10 protein-coding genes are annotated in these 15,373 nt (G+C 46.0%); 3 read left to right on the forward strand and 7 right to left on the reverse strand.

Annotated elements, in window-relative coordinates; translation table 11 throughout:
* Positions 1-10 precede the first annotated feature (10 nt).
* Together lodB and lodA are read right to left on the reverse strand one after the other, a co-directional pair.
* Positions 11-1,144 (reverse strand): lysine-epsilon-oxidase maturase LodB, encoded by a 1,134-nt coding sequence (gene lodB / locus R3P39_RS01075; RefSeq protein WP_336565160.1) that lies wholly within the window; start codon positions 1,142-1,144, stop codon positions 11-13.
* A gap of 4 nt (positions 1,145-1,148) precedes the next feature.
* A complete protein-coding gene (lodA, locus tag R3P39_RS01080) occupies positions 1,149-3,260 on the reverse strand; it encodes a CTQ-dependent lysine 6-oxidase LodA (RefSeq protein WP_336565161.1) in 2,112 nt (703 codons plus the stop codon).
* A gap of 498 nt (positions 3,261-3,758) precedes the next feature.
* Between lodA and R3P39_RS01085 the strand changes: the two genes are divergently transcribed.
* The gene (locus R3P39_RS01085) at positions 3,759-5,450 is read left to right on the forward strand and encodes a hemolysin D (RefSeq protein WP_336565162.1); all 1,692 of its coding nucleotides are present in this window, start codon (positions 3,759-3,761) and stop codon (positions 5,448-5,450) included.
* Positions 5,451-5,951: 501 nt separating this feature from the next.
* Here R3P39_RS01085 and R3P39_RS01090 read toward each other — a convergent pair.
* From R3P39_RS01090 to R3P39_RS01110, 5 genes are all read right to left on the reverse strand, one after another.
* Positions 5,952-7,616 carry a hypothetical protein gene (locus R3P39_RS01090; RefSeq protein WP_336565163.1) on the reverse strand — a complete coding sequence of 555 codons (1,665 nt, stop codon included), beginning with the start codon at positions 7,614-7,616 and terminating at the stop codon, positions 5,952-5,954.
* 9 nt (positions 7,617-7,625) lie between these two features.
* Positions 7,626-9,941 carry a carboxypeptidase-like regulatory domain-containing protein gene (locus R3P39_RS01095; protein ID WP_336565164.1) on the reverse strand — a complete coding sequence of 772 codons (2,316 nt, stop codon included), beginning with the start codon at positions 9,939-9,941 and terminating at the stop codon, positions 7,626-7,628.
* On the reverse strand, positions 9,941-11,329 hold the full coding sequence (locus R3P39_RS01100; RefSeq protein ID WP_336565165.1) for a glycerophosphodiester phosphodiesterase: 1,389 nt from the start codon (positions 11,327-11,329) through the stop codon (positions 9,941-9,943). Before R3P39_RS01100 ends, R3P39_RS01095 begins: the two co-directional genes overlap by 1 nt.
* Positions 11,330-12,376: 1,047 nt before the next feature.
* Complete coding sequence (locus R3P39_RS01105; RefSeq protein WP_336565166.1) at positions 12,377-13,633, reverse strand: hypothetical protein; 1,257 nt, start codon at positions 13,631-13,633, stop codon at positions 12,377-12,379.
* A gap of 136 nt (positions 13,634-13,769) precedes the next feature.
* Positions 13,770-14,123: a hypothetical protein gene (locus R3P39_RS01110; protein WP_336565167.1), complete on the reverse strand. Its 354-nt coding sequence runs from the start codon at positions 14,121-14,123 to the stop codon at positions 13,770-13,772.
* A gap of 53 nt (positions 14,124-14,176) precedes the next feature.
* Between R3P39_RS01110 and R3P39_RS01115 the strand changes: the two genes are divergently transcribed.
* Together R3P39_RS01115 and R3P39_RS01120 are read left to right on the forward strand one after the other, a co-directional pair.
* A complete protein-coding gene (locus R3P39_RS01115) occupies positions 14,177-14,779 on the forward strand; it encodes a class I SAM-dependent methyltransferase (RefSeq protein WP_336565168.1) in 603 nt (200 codons plus the stop codon).
* 91 nt (positions 14,780-14,870) lie between these two features.
* Positions 14,871-15,236: a bleomycin resistance protein gene (locus tag R3P39_RS01120; protein ID WP_336565169.1), complete on the forward strand. Its 366-nt coding sequence runs from the start codon at positions 14,871-14,873 to the stop codon at positions 15,234-15,236.
* Positions 15,237-15,373 lie beyond the last annotated feature (137 nt).

Genomic DNA, 15,373 nt, shown 5'->3' on the forward strand with positions numbered 1-15,373 from the left:
GTTTTTTTATTTAGGCCACCGCTGGCGCGGCATGTTGGCGACGCTGCCAAAAAGCAGAATGCGGCCAACGTTTTTCTTTGCCATAAAACAGCTGCTTTAACGCACTGTATTGCTGATACTGTTGCGCAATATCCTGTTGATAGCTCAGCTGAGTTGCAGCACTTAATCCGCTATCCGCCTCATTAGCAATGAGCCTAGCCGCTTGGCAGCCCGAGGTCATGGCAAAGCCGAGCCCCATCGAAGAAATGGGATCAAACGCACAGGCGGCATCGCCAACCGGCAGATAGTTTGCCACTTGAGCAAATTGCGTCGACTGACTGTGCGCAGGACGCAGCCACAGCTTATTGCCAATCATGCTAAGCCCGGCTAAGCGCTTTGCCATCACCTGAGTATGACTTAACTGTTGCTGCCATTGCGACACTCGGTTTAAACGCATCTCAGACAACTGCTCGGCATCACTGAAATAAGTGGCAACGAGCGTGGTGTTATTAAGCGCGGCGCTATACCACCAGCCGTTTTCATCGCTTTCTAACAGCTGCAATTGCTCCAACTCCGTATGCTGTGGCGAATGAAAAAACGCACCAACCCCCATCAGCTGATCGAATTGCGTTACCTGAGCGCCAACCAGGTTCGCAATGGTGCCGCTGCGACCCGAGGCATCGATAATAAAACGTGCAAGCAGGGTTCGTTCACCGAACTCTGGATGATATGCCGTCACTTGCCACTGTTTATCACTGCGCTGCTTTACTTGTTTACACTTGCAGCGCGGAAGTATGCTGCCACCGCGATTATCCACCGCCTCAAGTAGAGTTAAATCAAACACCTCGCGGTCAACTTGGAAGGTGGCTCGGTCGGGAGCAAAAATAGCATGGCGATTGGCCGCGGTGTCGCTGCCCCAATAGGCGCTGCTGCCTTGCGTTGCGCTAAAGCACTCTGGCGCAAAGCTTTGCCGTGGCAACTGCAGGTAATCCAGTGTTGCAAACAGGCTGCTTGATACGCTCTCTCCTACGCGCATTTTCTGCAGATCAGACTGTTCCAATACAGTGACCGATAAATTGCTGTGATTAAGCAAGGTAAGTGCGGCGCTGGCCCCGCCGGGGCCGGCACCGATAACCAGCACATCACATTGATGAGCCGCAGTCATAACGCTACCTTCTAGTTCGAGTACCACTGCGTGGCACTTTTTTCGCTGCAGGTTTGGCCTTAATTGGCGCCGCCATTTTTTGCTCTAACCCTTTGAGCAACATTTTTGCTTTATCGCAGCCCGACGATAAATGGCTTTTAACGTCGTCTGGAATATAAAACACCGGAATATCGGTGCCATCGTCCGCCTGATTGCCAGTAATGTCCGACACTGGAACATCTTTATAAGCAAACAGTTGATGATTGCGCTCGGTTTCCGTAAAAAATGGAAAGGCAGGAGCATCGACATTTTGGTTACGAATAAACGCCAATGCCGACCAATGCTCAACCATTTGCACAAAGCTATTGATCCCTCGCGCATAATTCACTTGTTGCCCGGCAGGCAGATGGGTCGCTGCCTGATCGTCAATTTGGTTGGTTAACACATCCCATGGACTTTGTGGCGGCCACCAGTAGCTATAGTAGCTCGGTGGAGCGGGCACCATGTGTGGATCGGTGCTGCTTCCTTGGTTGATTTTATTAACGGTGGGATCGGTAAAGTTAACGTTTTGAATGGTGCAGTTAAAAAAGTCCGCTTGCCACGGGCAGGCCATGCGCTTAGTTAGGTCTCCCGGTTGGCAACCACCGCCCTCACATTCATCGCGGTCTGGGTCTAACCCACATGGAAATCCTTGGCCATGACTTTGGTCTTTAATCATATAAGGCGCGGCATAAACCACTGGGTTTTGCATGCTCCACGTCACCTCAATCCCCGGACACATAGGTAAGCCAACACAATTACCGACACTGGCTTGATCGGCATAATGAATACCAAAAGCATCTTTGCCGCTTGGGTTTAGCGGTGCAGCTTCGGCGCTAAAGTGCCCTGCCGCCCACTGGCTTAATAAAAAGTACTGGGTTTGGGTTAGGGTTAAGAATTTATCGACAATATTATCTTCCGCGTTACTCACAGAATTACTGCCTGAGTTCAGTGGCATTAACGGTAAGTGGCCCTCAGTACCGTGTTCAAATAGTTGCTGATTGGTTTGCTGTTCAGGTGGCGTTTGCTGCACGGTGGCAGGGTCTTCTGGTTGCCTAAAGTAGCTAAAGTAAGCCTCGCGATTCGCCTTGTTGGCTTCAGAATTGTCTTTAAAGTCAAAAATATTAGCAAAAAACGCCGACATCGACTGCACGTTAGCCACCCATTGATAGCCTCTGATCCGTGCAATAATCGGCGCAATATCACGGTCATAATTGGCTACAAAACTGCTTTGAAACTCACCATTGCTATAAAGCTCAGGGCAAAGGTTTTGCTCTCGCACGGCAACATCAAACATGGTATCGCTGAGGTTAGAAATATTGACAATTTCTGGGGCAAAATCTGGCGAGCCCACCACAATCCAAGATGACAAGTTCACTTTGCTGCCGTCGTTGAATTCCACAGTGCAATACACAGTGCCATCGGCAATGTCGTCATGCCAAGTATCGGCACCGCCGTACGACTCCAGCGGTTCATTGCCTCCCGCAGCCCCTTTGCCACCTATAATCACCAAACGGCCTTCATCGTCGGTAAGCATTTCACCAAGGGATGTCACTAACTCACCTTGAAATGGGCAATGTTGGCCAGGGCGGGGATCGTCTTTCGTGGGAAAGCTTACCGGATAGTTTGCCGGCGCACTGGCTTTATCGAATATTGCCTTGGCATTGGCGCCAGAGATGGTGCGCGGGCCCGGGTCGATGATGAGATTTTGACGCTCTTCAGACCAGGCATTGCGCTTGGGGGTTTGACGATTGTGATAGCTATTGTCTTCACCGTACAGCAAGTTTCCTTGCAACTCATTAAATGCATACCACGCTGCTTTTTTGTTGGCCACGTGCGCTGTCCAAGTAATGCTTTTAACGTTATCACTGGCCAAGGTGATTTCTTGGTTGTTTTCATCGAGAATTTTAAACGGCTGGCCTTGCTTACGGATCCGGCCTTGATCATCTTTAAACTGATAAACCGGGTGATCGATTTTATTGCCGCGTGCATCCGCTTCAAATGGCAAGCCACCAATCTTATCGGGGCTTAAATAAAATTGACCGTCACTATTGCCTAAGCGCGCAACACCAACGCTGGGGTGAAGTGTGTAGTTCATGATTGTATCCTTTTGCTTTTAATAACAATGCAACCTTGGTGCTTGAGCTATGCAGAGCCAGTCCAGACTTAAGCCGAGTTGCAGCCTTACATTTAAACGCGCCTTCTAGTTGGTAACGGCTGAATTGCCAGTGCACAGTGAGCAACAGCCAAGCATTGACAACGCAATTACCTCAAAGCCACGATAAATGTAAATAAAAAGTAGAATAAAAGTTTATTTGCTGCAATTACGGCCAATTACAAGCAAGCAAAATTAATAAAGACACCCAAATAAAATACTTGCAACTACCTGTTATTATTGACTATTTAAAACCACAGCGAATCACTTCTAATACACAACGATTACACTCAATCACTGTAACATTCATATTTTCCCATATATTTCAACAGCTTTATTTTTAATTACTATGTTGAAACATTTATTTCACAAACTATAATCTTGCGTTCCTTTTTTAGTGCATTAGCACTAGTCAGTACCTTTAATTTTCTAGGAGTAAACATGAAATTAAAGCATCTATGCCTCGCCATTTCGCTCAGTAGTAGCGCTTCTGTTACAGCCTTTACCCAATGGGGTGGTCAAGGTGTCACTCCCATGGGCCATGAATGGCTTACTCGTACCGCCGCACTGGAAGTGCTTGATGCCGAGCACATTATTAATGCCGATCCCAACGATCCTAGGCTGTCTTGGCAACACGGCTTAGCCAAAGATACTCGCCTCAACACCGCGCTCGAGGAAGTGGCTAAAATTCAAGCGCAAGAAATCGACAACTCGCTCTATGAGCCCAGATATGACAGCATCCACTCAGCCATTATTGGCGAGCGCTGGGTTGATATAGCGGGTTTTAATGTGGCTAAAGCCAGCACCGATCCAAGCGGCCCAGACTGCTTCAGTGCAGTGTCACAGGAGCCAGCCGACATTCAACTAGACCACTTTATGCGCCGTTATGACGACGTTGGCGGCCAGGGCGGTGTCGATGCAGCTTACCGTTCACAACAGCGCTTTATCGATCACTTTGTCACGGCAGCCACCGCATCAGAGAAACGCATGAAAGTATGGGACGGCGGGGGTTATTCAACGCTTACGGAAGTGGATCACAACTACTTTTTATTTGGTCGAGCCGTGCACTTATTCCAAGATTCATTCAGCCCAGAGCACACCGTGCGGTTACCTGAGGACAATTATGAGTCTATTTGGCAGGTAAAAGCATACCTTTGCTCTGAAGGAGCTGAGCAGCACACCCACGATACCAAAGACGTGTTAAGCTTTTCCAGCGGTGATGTGATTTGGCAGCCAGACACGCGGCTTGAATCCGGTTGGTCGTCGTATCAGGTGAGCAGTATGAAACCGGTGGCATTAGTAGCACTGGAGGCCAGTAAAGATCTTTGGGCCGCCTTTATTCGCACCATGGCACTACCACCGTCACAGCGACGCCAAGCTGCCGAGCAAGAAGCACAGCAACTGGTCGACAACTGGTTATCGTTTGATGAGCAAGCCATGTTGCAATGGTACAAAGACGAAAACAAACGTGACCATACCTATGTGTTGGCCCCCAATGACAGCGGCAAAGGTAAAACACTCAGCCAATGCATGGCAGGGCTGAATGTGGGCACCACCAGCCAAAGCGAACGAGTAGCGCAACTGGAAGCAGAGCGTAGACAATGTTTATATAACATTGAAGCCGAGCCCGGCTACGAAGACTTAAACGACCCTCACTTAGATATTCCGTACAACTGGCGCTGGAAATCAGCCACTTGGCAAACTCCACCAAGCGATTGGCAATACCCACAACGCCAAGCCGATACCGGCAAGCACGTAACCATTCAATCGGCAGTAAATAACCAATTCCTAAGCGCCGAGACAATTAACAAAGACACCCACCTTAAAATAGCCAATGTGCCACTGCCGTTAATACAGGTGAGCAATGCCCAAGGGCAGCAGTATTTTCGAGCGCAACAAAATCCCGAGCTATTTGTAGGAGTAAGCACTAGCTTTTCTGGTTATTTGCAACTGCTCGACTCGCCCAAACGTGCCAGCTACACCCTGATTAATAACGGTGGTATTTGGAATATTAAAAATGACTACTGGCAGCAATACGTGTGGTTCAATCAAGATAAGCAGCGCCCAGAAGTAAACCGCCATGGCAAACCAAACACCCTGGCCGCCAAGTGGATTATCACTGAGCAAGAGTAACAGCCACCCTTTTATAGGCGCGGTTTTATATCGCGCTTGTTTTTATGGTTTATATCGCGCTAAAAGATCCCGGCGTAAAGCCGGACCCACATTTCGGTTGTGCACCTAAGCGCGCGGAATCAATCCGCGCCTACAAGGTGAAGGTGTTATTTGAATCGTTTCTGCCAAACACATACCCCCCTTTTATAGGCGCGATTTTACATCGCGCTTGTTTTTATGGTTTATATCGCGCTAACAGATCCCGGCGTAAAGCCGGTCCCACATTTCTGTTTTGCACCTAAGCGCGCGGAATGAATCCGCAGCTACATAAGGTGGGCGGTGTTATTTGAATCGTTTCTGCCAAACACATACCCCCTTTTGTAGGCGCGATTTTATATCGCGCTTGTTTTTATGGTTTATATCGCGCTAACAGATCCCGGCGTAAAGCCGGTCCCATATTTCGGTTTTGCACCTAAGCGCGCGGAATCAATCCGCGCCTACAAGGTGGAGGTGTTTTTACCATTAATTCAGCTTCTTAATGGTGGTAATAACTTCCTCTATTGATTGTTCGAATTTATTCAGCTTAGCTCGTAGTGGAGCAAGAATTTTCTTGCGTTTGCGCTTATTCGTTACGATGTAAATACTTCCTTGAACAGCCCAAATTGCACTCAATAGTGCAAATACAGCCAGAGGAACGTTTTCAATAATCCATGGCACTTGGTACACAGGATCTAATATTGGGTGATACAAGGTGTTTAATAGTCCCGCGTAATCAGGTAGCGTCAGCACAAAGTTACTAACCAATGCAACCACCGCTAGAGTGAACCACACGCCAAGACTTGCAGTAAAGCTATGGTGTATAAAGCTGTTGGTACTACAGTGCTGTTCTTTGCTGATGTTGTAGATATACTCGCGACATAACCTCGAGTCGTGGTTTAGTTGCGGTGTCGCGTAAGCAAACACAACCCAATCACCAATATCACACACACCGATGACATCTTCTGCAAAAGTGAATTCGGCAATTTCATCACCAGCAATTTGCACCATCAGTTGTCCACTGATGTTTGAGTCGCGTTGACGATGCCGCTCCGTTTCGGTTTCATAACTTGAGTGATTAAAATATCCACCGCGATAATGATCAGTTCTGATGGTTGTAGTAGTGAGGGTCTCAACATCTGAAACGTTAGCATCTAGCGGTTTGGCAACGACTCGACCCAAAAACATACGGCAAAGAACATCTCCTTTACTATTGCTATACAGCGCATTACGGTGAACATAAGGCTCATCATACGCCATTGAAAACTGCTCCATCAGCTTCTGCTCTAACTCTTTAGCATTGCCTGCATCTCGGCTGTTCGCTATGGACTCTCCGCAACCTGGGCAAAAACTCAACGTATCGGGTATACGCTTATGGCAAGAGAAACAAAAGATATCAGATTCTGCTACCGACCTGTGCGCCAAATGATAACCAAGCTCATCGCGACTCACTTGTAACATTTGGCTGAGTGAGTCGACTAAAGCGTTATATTTTTCAACGCGCTTTTGATAGCTTTTCTTGCGGCTATTGCTTTCAAATAGATAAACCCCTACGGCGCAAACCGCAGACAGAATGGCGGCAAGTTGAGGCGCCAATAAGCCTGTTCCATAGAGGCAAAAAAACATAATACCAGACAATAATAACCATAAAAACGAAGTGCTTTGAGGTTCAGGCTGGAAAGCACTTTGCAATTGATATTTCTGCATCTCTTCCATGTGATTAATCACAGCGCCCGGAGAAGAGGAGTTATTTACCGTAGTTTGCGCCTGCTTACCAACGACAGGGTAGTTTAAACTATAAGGAGCTGGCTGAACCAAGGTCAATACATCTCCGCGCTTTATATCGCGGAAAAATTCATCCTCGGCGCTAACAGAGGTGTGATATCGCAATCCCTCGCGGTCTTCTAACTCCACCCACCAATAACTATAAGTCAGGTCATTATTGCCATTGGTATACCGCCTTTTATACAAATAAGTAGACAACACAGTGCCAGTTATAGACTGAAAATCAGGATAATAGCCCTTAATATTCTTAATTACTTCTGGAAGCAACTCAGCGACCGAAGTGAGCTTTATCTCCTCCGGTAAAGTTTCTCCGCAGTGGCCACAATAACTCTCGTTAATGTAAATTGGTGCATTACAATGATTCATTGGTTCCCTTTATCGTTTCTTCAGTTCTATGTTTATGCTCTGCTTCCCAGCTAACACGCGGTGCCAGCGGCGGTAAGTTTGATACCCATCTGCGCTTACTTGAATATCATAGTTACCCGGTTTTAGGCGTATGTTGTGATGGTATTTAGGCTTTATATTCATAATCCGGATCGTAGCACCAGATACATTACTGCTAATGTTCAATGTAGCCTGATTATTGAATACCTTATTCACCTGCTGACGAGGATTATCCTCACTTGTATAGGCAGTTAACTGCGTGTCGAACTGCGCCATAAAGTGAGTTAGAGGTTCTAAAGAGCGATAAATGCCACTATGCTGCTCTAGTTTAAGCCCTAAAGGATGCAAAATAGGTTGCACATGTAAGGTCCAGCGTAAAGCAAAGGAAAACATCGGATTACTGGCTTGCTCCACCTTACCGAGAAAATAGTTCACAGGACTTTGCTGATGGTGAGTAAATTGGCTCTTTACCAGTAACACTGGTAATACAATCAGTAGCAAAACCGGCGCAACTTTGGTTGCAAACGTTGCCCACCGAGGTAAATAAGCTGACCAGCTTGGCTTGATCACTTCTACCGCTTTTAGAGGGAGTTTAATCAGCGTTAAACAAATTAAAAATAAACTCAATGACATTGAAATGGGCGGGATCACCACCGATCTAAGTGCTTGCTTGCCCGCCTCTGCATATTTTCCACCTTCTTCGAAATGCACTCTAGCGTTATTGAGCATATTGAGATATTGCTGAGTGCGGCGCTCAATATTGACGTCTAGCACATAGCGTTTAAAGTTTGCCTTGTTCCAATCTGCACGCACATTTTTTACGTACATATCCCCCATCTGTTGCGCGATTTTTTGTTGAATGCTGGGATGCAATTGAAATGATTGCCAGTCTAAATTAATCGGTAAGTCTAAGCCTTTTTGCTGCATGGCAGCCTGCCAGCGTTCATCGGCATCGTGCTTTACCTTGTTAGCGACCGCGCGGGCAAACTGTTGTCGTTGATCAATATGCCACTTAGCAGGCAAGAGCAGCCCTTTATTATGCAGTGTTTGTCTTAACCGCGCTTGGGTACTATCATGACGTCGGAACTCACTCAATTCAGTGATGTTCATAGGGTAGCCGGTTTCTTTCTCAAACTGCTTTTGAAAGTTCGGGTGAGCCAGGATCCGATGTTGATAATGATTTGGGTCATCAGTGTATTTATAGCGCTTATCCTTAATACCACCGTCACCACCAGTGGCAAAACTTAACACTTGCAACGCAGTAGAAACGCCACCGGTTAGCACCCCGGCTAACACTGTATTGGCCGCATTCTCAGCTCCACTGATCTCCTCAACAATCAACCAATAGTCAGGTGGAATATAGCCAAGCCCTGCTTTATCGATTTGCGTTTTGTAGCGGGCATGAAGACGCTCTATGCATTTTGCCTTACGTTCGCGTTCAGAGTATTTGTCGTAGCGCTCTTGGCAACGATTAGTCGCCTTGTGATATTGATAAATTTTGGGCCCATATTCTTGTGCTCGTGCCTCAGCTCGAGCAATATACTTCTTTTGCGCTTGCAAGTAGCGCTGCCAACCCTGATTAACCTCTTGCTCAATTTGTTGCCAATACTCTTGCTCACGAGCAGGAATGTCGGCAAGCGTTTGATTATATTGATTTGATCCCTTAGCGTACTCGCTGTAACTGTTCGATAACCGTGCGTACAAACTAGAAAAGTCTCGATAATGCTGGTCAAAATCTTGATAGGCACGTTTTTGTACAAATTGTTTAATGATCTCGCGCTTATGACTTTCTAAGTTACTGGCCAGTTGATCATCGGCGTATAATAATCCGCCAAACAACGCTAAAAAGGTTAAATTCTCAGAACTTTTGAGCGCATCGGCATCATATTCTAGCCCGGAAACTTCCACTGCATTGATGGCCAACGCATCACGAAACGCCGCGCTTAACACCGCATGCTCTCGCTGCTGTGCCGAAGAAGGCTCAATTAAAAAGCGCTCTACCAGCACTTTTTGACCAAAATACACCGTTGGCCAAACCAAGCTGGTCAGTGTCAGTAAGCTCAGCGCTCCGCGGAACAGGGTTTGATAAAATCTCGCAGGTAGTAGGTCAGCCAACAGTAAGGTAACCCCGATACCAGAAATGGCTCGTCCATAGATTTCCAGTTGCTCAAGGGCTAATTCATCAGGCGTGCCTAAGCCAACTAATGAGACCAACTGCGCATTAAAAATGGCTTCCGGAATAAGATACGCCAAGCTCATAATAAACAATAGAGCTCGCCAAAATACAGGTTTATGATCGCGTTTCACTATTTACCCTTTCTTAATTCAACTTTAATGGCTTGTTGAGTCTTAAGTTCAATGGCGGTTTCCGGTTGTTTTTCTCCTGCCTTGGGGTCTAGCAGCAGCGGGGTATAATTATGGTCAGATAGGCTTCCATGGATAGACTTCAACAGCCCTCCTAAAGCTGGATATAGGCCGTTGCCATAGTAAGTATTGACCTCAGTTAACCTTTCTAAATCTAAATCGTAAGGCAGCTCAGCTAAACGACGAGTAAAATGAGTAGTGCCAGTGTACGGTTTCATTTTTGGCACGCCATACTGACTACAAAACCCATATACGGTGTCGTCAATAATCACAGAAGTGGGCCGCTGTGACACTGGCAAATTAAATAAAGCCTTAGCATGGAAGGCCTGACCATTTATTGAATAGGTAGCTAACGGCAGCTGATAAATACTGGCCCACTTTTTAAAGCGCGATGGGGAGGCTGCAAATTGCCTGATATCAACGGCCCAACCATAGTTATGAATTAGACTCTTTTTTAGTCTCTGCATCGCCTGCTGATTATCATAACGCTTTTCTCGATAACGCTTTGAGGCATACCCTGTTAGGCTATCAATACGACTTTTATTGCGCTTATAGATATTATCTCCGGCGGCTCCTTGCTCCAGCTTAGCTTGAAGCAATCTCACCGAGCGTTTTGCAGGTCTTTGAATAAAAGACAAAAATACATTAGAGTTAATGTCTCTCATCCGTTCCAAATTAGTTAGAGACAGGCTTGAGTAAAAATACCGCCCAGCGCCAATTATCTTAAAGGCCAAATAATCTAACATCTCTAGATCACCCTTTGAGGCGTTGGATTTGATTTCAATATTTAACCGTTGTTGCCCTGTTGCATGCTTAGAAAAGGCACTGGCAAGCTGGCGAAAGTTTGCTGGCATAGAGTCGAGCAACTTGCCAGAGTGTTGGTCCCGAGTACGCAAATACCCCCATTCACGCTGGTAGTTGAGGGACTCAATTTTGCGTCGTTTATTATCTATGGTACCGCTTTCTCTACCTGTGTATTTATCGTGATGTATCACCCACACATCATCAGAGGTTACGCGGACATCCACCTCAACCACATCAAAGTCATTGTCTAAGGAATCGATCACTGCAGCCACAGAGTTTTCAGGATACTTAATAGAGCCACGATGGCTTTGTAGCTGATAATTGCTACATTGGCGCGAGTTTAAGTAATTAATATTACCTAAAGCGCTACGATAAAAGCCACGAGCAGCAAAAGCCTGACTAAGCGCCTCCTGCTCCACCGTCTGTTGATTTTGCTTTAAATTTGCCGTGGAGTCCGGTGAGCTTTTACAGCCGGATAATGCCACCAAGACACACGTTAAAAAGAGCAGAAAACCCCGAAAAGACATCCGTATAATCCCTTAACATCAAGTTACACAGCTCAAATTAGAATTGAATTATCCTTTCAAGTCAACAAGATAGTAAAAATCTTGACCGCCGATGGTTTTTTCAACCAAAAGCTTACAGCCCAATTACAATGATTCAACAAAAAAGCTTAGAGATTCAAACTAGTATGCTCGCAAGATTTATCTCAGTATAAAACCGCTTTCCCTTATTGAGTTTGGTTTTGCTACTCCAAGACACACCAGCGCTACCGTCATTTTGTATCAACGTATGCGTAAATAATATTGTAACCGGAATTTTATATCGCGATGGTTTTACGGCGGCACAACTTCATCTATTGGGTCACGGAATGAATCCGCCGCTATGGGATTGGCGTGGTGCTTAAGAGCAGCCACCCTTTTGTAGGCGCGATTTTATATCGCGATAAAAGATCCCGGCATAAAGCCGGTCCCACATTTCGGTTTTGCACCTAGGTCGCGGAATCAATCCGCGCCTGCAAAAGGTGGGCGGTGTTATTTGAATCGTGTCTTCCAAACACACGACCCTTTTGTAGGCGCGATTTTACATCGCGGTTGTTTTTATGGTTTATATCGCGACAAAAGATCCCGGCGGAAAACCGCTCCCACATTTCGGTTTTGCACCTAGGTCGCGGAATCAATCCGCGCCTACAGAATTTGTGTTATTTGAATCTGTGACTCCAAAAAAGCACGCCACTTTCGTAGCAACGATTTTACATCGCGATGTTTTTAAGACGATAACATTTCGTATCTGCTGTAGGCGCGATTTTACATCGCGCTTGTTTTTATGGTTTATATCGCGACAAAAGATCCCGGCGGAAAACCGCTCCCACATTTCGGTTTTGCACCTAGGTCGCGGAATCAATCCGCGCCTACAGAATTTGTGTTATTTGAATCTGTGACTCCAAAAAAGCACGCCACTTTCGTAGCAGCGATTTTACATCGCGATGTTTTTAAGACGGTAACATTTCGTATCTGCTGTAGGCGCGATTTTATTTCGCGGTGGTGTTATTTCTTATCGAAGCTGGCTAGTAATTACTCCTTTTTACGCAACCAAAACAAACTTCCCTCAACACTAAGCCAGGCTTTTTTACCGCCGTTAGTAATATACATGATCACTTCTTCTTTAGAGCCTCGAGAATACATGTACACAGGCCCTTCTTTGTACTTTTCTTGGCCTGTCAGTATTCTAATAAAATGCTTGTTACTTTGCTTTAATTCACTTTTGAGCGCTTTTAACTCTTCACTGGATCTTTGCTGGGCATAAAACATCAAGGCTTTTGCACCAAGCATAGACAAACTCGGCTCATCAAACTCTTCTAATAACGCTTCTAGTTTTTGCCACTGCTGCAAAATAACCAAACAGTTCGCATACATATAACGGCAACCCTGGTTATCGCTGGGGTTTAATCGCAATAATTCTTCAAGTTCCTTGCTGGCCATTTCTATTTTATCGGCATTAAAATAAATCATGGCTTTGTGATGCCGTACCAGCATGTATGGCCGAGTTTCGTGCATCAACCAAAATACTCCCTCGTTCTCCCTTTTAAAAGCAGGGGTGACAATATTTTGTTCTTCCTCGGCAATAAACGCATCTAACCTTGGGATTGACGCTACTCCTTCAAGCATCAGCAGCTCATCAACCAGCTCTTCTCTTTGTGCCTGCTCAAACTCACTTAGACCGTCAACGTAATCATTAGCAAGTAGCTCGGCATCTAGCAGCGCTTCGTCGTCCTCTTCCCCCCAGCTTAACGCGTCTTTCAAAGCAAATAGCTCCACTTTCAAAGAACGCTTTAGTTGCTGCATATGCTGTTCAAAACTATAAACTGGCTCCATGCCTTGGTAGCTTTCGCGCGCAGCAGCCAAGCTAGTAAAACTATGGAATAGATCTCTGACGTTGTTCACATTATGTCTGGTTAAGGTAGGAAGATCAGTGGTATCGGCTATATCAAACGCCGCCACGACCCCCTGGCAAAAGCTCGGTAAGGGTTGCTCTTTCGCTAACACTGGCTCTATTTCTTTTTTCGGTAAAACACACGCTTTGGGTAGCTGATACTCTTCTTCTGTGACTAGGGTATAAGCCTCTTCACACATAAAAAGAAGTGTTTCTAGTTGAATTTTATGAATAGATTGATAATTACCAAACAAGGTTTGCAGCAGATAATCTGCCCGAAGCACGTTTTGAGTGGCAGCTAAGCCCACCAAAAAACCTTCTATTACATATTGATTAGGCTGCTTTTCGGTGGTTTCAGTAAAAGCAATAAGTGCCTTTTTCATTGCAGCAGGTAGCATAAAATTCCTTTTTTCAAATTGGTTACAAGATACAAATTGACATGATACACAGCGAGAGCAAATTACTAGCCCGGCCGTGCTACATATTTTATAAAGATGGCTAGAGAAAACAGGGTAAGTTAGAGCAACTAGGCGATTACTGCGCACGCCATTTATGCCAGGCCGCACACATCCCTAAACTAAAGACCCCGCTGGCATAAGTAATGTACAAAGGCACCGAGCTGCCTTCGTCTTCAGCATACATAAACACACTCGACATAATGCCCGCCGCCACCGCGCCAATAAGTAACCACACCGCGGCGCTAAATAACTTGTAGTTAGGGGCACTGACATAGCCTGCAAACACCACACAGGCCGCCGCCACCGAGCCAATCACTGGCTTTTTCCACCAGCCAATGTAGTCTGCCAACATCCCCGCCGCCGTTGCCGACACCACAAAGGCAACCACCACAATAACAGCCGAAAGCGCAAAACCAAGAACCTGCTGCATAGTAACCTCATCTAAAAAAGCCAAACAAAGCACGACTACTTTTCTGCGCCCCTTTGTATATAAACCCATTTTTAGTTAACTTTACAAGTATTGCTTTACAAATTCATGGTGCAGCTATCCCTTTTGCAATTGAAATCGCCTTTGTCGTCATCGCCTTGCTGATAGCCAGCTCTATTGTGTGGAGCACGATCCGCGTGGGGATCTCCCCTATGCCTAGCTCAAACAAAGCGCGTAATGCCATCATAAAACTCGCCGAAAATACCGGAACCGGCCCTATTTACGACTTAGGCAGCGGTTGGGGAGGCTTAGCCGTGCAACTCGCCAAACAATATCCTCAGCGCCAAATAGTGGGGTATGAAGCTTCATTACTACCTTGGCTGGTGTCGGTGTGGTATAAGAACCTCGCAGGGCTTAACAACCTCACCTTCAAAAAACAAAACTTTCTTGAAGTTGAGTTTGCCAGCGCCGATCTGCTCGTTTGCTATTTACACCCTCAAGGCATGGCTGAAATTGCACAAAAGCTGAGCCACCAAGGCAACTTCGCTGGTTTCTTAATCAGCCATAACTTTGCCCTACCCAGCACATCACCCGAACACACACTCACCGTAGCAGACTTTTATCGCTCACCGGTGTATCGCTATCGGTTAACTATTTAGCTAGAGCAATTACCACGCCCAAGCAAATTACTCTGTTAATGCCATTGCGTTTAATGCAAAGTAATAAAAACCTTAAAAAGGAACAACGCAGATGTATTTAGGCAAAGCTATTCCGCAACTCCCCTCTGGCAACCTTGAGGTGACGGCAGCATTTATGGCTAAACGACTTGGCTTTAACATTGAGTTAATACTGCCAGAGCATGGCCTCTTGATTGTGGTAAGAGACGACGCTGAAATCCACTTTTGGCAAGCCCAAAGCGAAGAACAAGCCAAAACGCTTGGCAGCTGTAGCAGCTGCTATATCAGAGTTAAAAACATCGAAGCTTTATACACACAACTGCAAGCACTAAACGCCCCATTTAGATACGAGCTGACCACACAACCCTGGGGGATGAAAGAAATGCAAATCGACGACCCCTATGGCAACGCCATTCGCTTTGGCCAACCTGTGAGGTAGGAGCATGACTATTAGAAATGTATGGCCAGAAGCTATTAAACTTTTTAGGCTAAGTGAAAGATAAATAAGGTCGGAGCCGCTTTACGCGGCGATCTGTTTCGGTTAAGCACAATTTAGTACTGAAAAGCCATATCCTT

It is taken from the genome of Pseudoalteromonas sp. UG3-2, assembly GCF_037120705.1.
Lineage (GTDB): Bacteria > Pseudomonadota > Gammaproteobacteria > Enterobacterales > Alteromonadaceae > Pseudoalteromonas.